Source organism: Nostoc favosum CHAB5714, from assembly GCF_020829495.1.
Taxonomy (GTDB): domain Bacteria; phylum Cyanobacteriota; class Cyanobacteriia; order Cyanobacteriales; family Nostocaceae; genus Nostoc; species Nostoc favosum.
In genome coordinates this window covers 1-5,050 of sequence record NZ_JAIVFQ010000195.1, presented here as the reverse complement: position 1 = coordinate 5,050, position 5,050 = coordinate 1, and the positions used below count along the sequence as shown (strand labels likewise).

Annotated in this window: 4 protein-coding genes; 1 reads left to right on the top strand and 3 read right to left on the bottom strand. The window is 44.8% G+C overall.

Annotated elements, in window-relative coordinates:
• Positions 1–199 precede the first annotated feature (199 nt).
• From LC586_RS39505 to LC586_RS39495, 3 genes are all read right to left on the bottom strand, one after another.
• Positions 200–835 (bottom strand): acetoacetate decarboxylase family protein, encoded by a 636-nt coding sequence (locus LC586_RS39505; RefSeq protein ID WP_229491229.1) that lies wholly within the window; start codon positions 833–835, stop codon positions 200–202.
• Positions 836–1,131: 296 nt separating this feature from the next.
• On the bottom strand, positions 1,132–3,033 hold the full coding sequence (dnaK, locus tag LC586_RS39500; protein WP_229491228.1) for a molecular chaperone DnaK: 1,902 nt from the start codon (positions 3,031–3,033) through the stop codon (positions 1,132–1,134).
• A 490-nt stretch (positions 3,034–3,523) separates the two neighbouring features.
• A complete protein-coding gene (locus LC586_RS39495; RefSeq protein WP_229491227.1) occupies positions 3,524–4,342 on the bottom strand; it encodes an SDR family oxidoreductase in 819 nt (272 codons plus the stop codon).
• A 482-nt stretch (positions 4,343–4,824) separates the two neighbouring features.
• On the opposite strand from LC586_RS39495, the gene LC586_RS41020 reads away from it, so the two are divergent.
• Positions 4,825–4,956: a hypothetical protein gene (locus LC586_RS41020; protein WP_267921805.1), complete on the top strand. Its 132-nt coding sequence runs from the start codon at positions 4,825–4,827 to the stop codon at positions 4,954–4,956.
• Positions 4,957–5,050: the final 94 nt, after the last annotated feature.

Here is a 5,050-nt window from a genome sequence, read left to right as displayed (position 1 = left end):
ATCGTAATAAAAAATAGAGCCGTGGGGCATCCGGTTCTTAAAGCTCATCGAGTATCCGAAGCAATAGCTGGATTTGGTGAGAAGCCTACACTGTACTGTACTCAGTCAGTGTAGGAGTATGTCACGATAGCGTAGACGCATGGACGCAAAGTGCCTTGTCATGAGATATGCCGTGCTATTGTTCTCAATCTAGAAATGCCTAGATGTGTATGTACCCCACGACTTTTGGCGCATCAATCCGCAAACTCATCTGCTCACAACGCACAGTTAACCAAGGCTGACCTAAACCTATTCCAGAAAAAGGACTTTCGCCAAGGATTTCTAACTTAGAACTAATCAAACCCAACACCGACTCAAATTCAGCAGGGAATATCAGCAAATCAGCACCCTTGGCGCTGAAAGCAGAGGCACTTAACCACTGTCTCCATGCCAAGCTTTGTTGATTATAGTTAAGACTACACAATTTTCGGTTTCCCTGATGCACAGTAACATGCTTTCCTTGTTCCCAGGTAAACTTTGCTAGTTCCTTTGGTAGTCCCCAAATTTCTCGACCGCCAGCCACCGAATCAGCATTATCTACATAAATGTGGGAAACCCAACCACCAATTTTTCTTTGGTAATTAACCACAGCTGGGGCAATAATTAACTCGCTGTACTCCAGTACCGAGCCTGACCCATAATGAGATAAATACACGCTAGCGAGAGTTTTACCAGGCCATACAGAAATAATTTCTAACTCTAAGGGAATCAAAGGGCGCACTTGGTCAACATTTACCAAATGCAGAGTTTGGATAGCATAGCCCTGAAGTGTCCAAGGTGCTTGTGGATATGGCATAAGGGAGTTAGGAGTTGAGAGTGAGGAGTTAGGAATAAAGTTAAGAATTAAGATCAAGAGTTACCAATATTAGTTCTACTCTAACTTCAAACTCCTGTACAGACGCGATTAATCGCGTCTCTACTCATAACTCCTGTACAGACGCGATTAATCGCGTCTCTACTCATAACTCCTGTACAGACGCGATTAATCGCGTCTCTACTCATAACTCCTAAAAAAAAATCCCCACTCAGGGATTTGCCTGAGTGGGTAATATGAGGTGGGATTAAATAATCTTCCCAAAAGAAGTAGGGGAATTATTTGCTTTCTGTAAAATCAGCGTCAATTACATCATCGCCACTACCACTAGATGTGGAACCACCATCTTGGGGTTCAGCACCAGGTGTAGCACCGCCACCAGCTTGTTGATAAATATTGCTACCAACAGCAAATAGCGCTTGCTGCAATTCTGGGGTGAGCTTTTTGATTTGCTCATCGTCTTCTTTAGCAACTGCTTCCCGCAGTTCTTTCACCAAACCTTCGACTTTGGTCTTGTCAGCATCGGGAACTTTATCGCCCAATTCTTGTAACTGCTTCTCAGCTTGGTATGCCAAAGAGTCAGCTTGGTTCTTGCGTTCAATCTTTTCACGCCGTTCTTTGTCAGATGAAGCGTTTTGTTCAGCTTCTCTAACCATCCGGTCAACATCATTTTTATCCAGGGTGGAAGCGCCGGTTATGCTAATTGACTGTTCTTTACCAGTACCTTTATCCTTAGCGGTGACGTTAAGGATACCGTTGGCGTCAATGTCGAACACCACCTCAATTTGAGGAACGCCGCGTGGTGCAGGAGGAATACCATCCAGACGGAAGGTTCCCAAGCTCTTGTTATCGTTAGAGAATTCGCGTTCACCTTGGAGGACGTGAATTTCTACGTTGGTTTGTCCATCCACAGCAGTGGAGAAGACTTCCGATTTCTTGGTGGGAATTGTGGTGTTGCGGGGGATAATTTTGGTCATCACGCCACCCAATGTTTCAACACCCAAAGATAACGGTGTCACGTCTAACAGCAAGATGCCAGTTACATCACCAGCAAGTACCCCAGCTTGAATAGCTGCACCAACTGCTACGACTTCATCAGGGTTCACACTTTGGTTGGGGTCTTTACCCAATACCTGCTTCACAATCTGGTGGACTGCGGGAATGCGGGTAGAACCACCAACTAACACCACTTCATCAATATCGCCTTTGTTTAACTTGGCATCGCGGAGGGCGTTTTCCACAGGAACACGACAACGGTCGATTAAGTCAGAGCAAAGTTCTTCAAACTGGGCGCGAGTCAGGGTTGTATCCAGGTGCTTGGGCCCATCCTGGGTAGCGGTGATAAATGGCAAGTTGATTTCTGCTTGGGTAACGCTAGAAAGCTCAATTTTGGCTTTTTCTGCGGCTTCAGTCAGACGTTGTAAAGCTTGCTTGTCTTTGCGTAGCTCAATGCCTTCGGCTTTCTTGAACTTCTCAGCTAAGAAGTCAACTATTTTTTTATCGAAGTCGTCACCACCAAGGTGGGTATCACCAGATGTAGCTAGTACTTCAAAAACTCCATCTCCTACTTCCAGCACGGATACGTCGAAGGTACCACCACCAAGGTCAAACACGAGGATGGTTTCGTTACTCTTCTTGTCAAATCCATAAGCCAAAGAAGCGGCTGTAGGCTCGTTGATAATCCGTAGAACTTCAATACCTGCAATTTTACCAGCGTCTTTTGTCGCTTGCCGTTGCGAGTCGTTGAAGTATGCCGGAACAGTGATTACAGCTTGGGTTACAGTTTCACCCAGGTATTTGCTGGCATCTTCAACTAGTTTGCGAAGAACTTTTGCAGAAATTTCTTCAGGAGCAAACGGTTTACCAGCTATCGGACAATCTAATTTGACATTGCCGTTGCTGCTGAGGACTTTGTAAGAAACTTCCGTAGCTTCGTTACCAACTTCGTCGTAGCGGCGTCCGATAAAGCGTTTGACTGAGTAAAACGTATTTTCGGGGTTCATCACCGCTTGGCGTTTGGCGATTTGGCCAACCAAGTTGTCACCATTTTTCGCAAATGCGACTACTGATGGCGTTGTCCGAAAACCTTCAGCATTAGCAATTACTGTGGGTTTACCACCTTCCATCACTGCCACGCAGGAGTTCGTTGTTCCTAAGTCAATTCCAACTACTTTTGCCATTTTAGGTGCTGGCTCCGTATAACTACAAATGAATGAATGAGAATATAAAGGACTAAATTTTGAACCAATAGGGTCAATAAATCAGCCAGTTCAGCATGAATACCTTTGTTTTGGCTTTTCTGGGGTTAAAACTCCAGATATGCTGATATATATACTGAAGCTTAGTGCTAGCCAGTCCATGAAGGGTGGTTTCCCGAACCTTACTTAGGACGGTTAAACTAACTAAATAGTTTTTTTAGTTATTTCATGGATTTATTGCCTTCACTCTGTCTAATGTATGGGAATTAATACTTTCAGTAATTAGGGTGAACCGTAACGGTAGAGTCGTGTTTGCCGCCTTTAGAGGTAATAAGTTACAAAAGTACCGAAAATAGAACAAAATTAAAAGGCGCGTAGGCTAGCAACAACCGCAAGCATTGCTTCCGTATTCCGTATAATCAGCAATATTTTGGTATTGGGCATTGGCATTGGAGAAAATACTACTCAGCGCTCACTGAAGCCCAGAGAAAAGAGTTTCCCAGTTAATTGCAGGCGGTCTTTGTCCCTGGTTGACTATTTCAAAAATTTTTCTGGAACTACTTGGGTGTAAAAGGCATTCTACACAAGCGTTTGCTACATCAATCCGGCTGGTATCACCCGAAAGTGTATCCCCACTGCCTACGACAACACCGTATTTACCCCCAGTTTTTGCCTTCAGGAGGGTGTTGAGGTCGTATGAGGTATAGGGCCCGTCAATCAGGCGTCCTGGGCGGATAATGGTGTAGGGTAATCCTGAGTTAATAATGGACTCTTCGCCCTTCTGTTTGGCATCCAACACGCCAAAAGCATTAAGAATACTAAAAGGAAACTGATTTTTACGGAGAATTCCGCAAGAAGAGACGAAAACGAACCGCTTCAAATTGCGGGGTGCTGCTGCCACTAGGTTGCTCACACCTTGGGCATCGACCTTGGCCGGACTATTCTTTGCTTTTGCTTCACTAGATTTGGGGTTGAGGAAAGTGATTCCCCATTCAATCAAGTTTGGGGATTGCTCAAACTCCCATCGAGCAGAGGGAAAGGCAGTGGTTCCAGTACAGCAGATGATGTGGCTGATATTTTGTGTTGCGGCTGGTAGTGTAGCTGGCTGGCGGATGTCACCAACGGCAATTTCTACTCTCTGGTTAAACATTTCTTCGGCTTTTGCGGCATTGCGTGTCAAAACGCGAACTTTCAAACCCTTTTCTAGTAACTTGCCTACCACCAGTTGCCCCACGCCACCAGTAGCACCAGCAACTAGTACCAAATCTTCAACTGAATCAAAAGAAGTCATAAAGTGCCTTTGAGATGGTCTATTGTTAATCTACTCAAAAAATGCGATATCTACGACGGGCTATTCGGCGTCGCACATAGAATCTTTTACGTAGCCTGCTGCATCTGACGAAATGAGGTTTATCCTTCCTCAAACTTGCATCTGCGATCGCTAAAATAGACCTAGATTAAAAATTTTGCTACTTTCTGTTGACTATCGCTCCAATTGGGTGATGTATGTCAGAAGGTGAGGCTGTGGCGATTGGGGAGATGATGCAGCTGTATCATCATCATCAAGAGGCTGCTGGCAAATGTTAATCTACTCAAAAAATGCGATATCTACGACGGGCTATTCGGCGTCGCACATAGAATCTTTTACGTAGCCTGCTGCATCTGACGAAATGAGGTTTATCCTTCCTCAAACTTGCATCTGCGATCGCTAAAATAGACCTAGATTAAAAATTTTGCTACTTTCTGTTGACTATCGCTCCAGTTGGGTGATGTATGTCAGAAGGTGAGGCTGTGGCGATTGGGGAGATGATGCAGCTGTATCATCATCAAGAGGCTGCTGGCAAAGTTTCCCTAGTGGGCGATGCCTGCGGTGGTAGTGCGATTCGTTCAGTCAAAAACAAGTAGTAATACTTAGGGATGGCTGGCTTTTGTTGGGTAACCCATCCTGGGTTGAGTTCGCACTTTAATCCTCAACAAATGACAACTCATTATCCATGTA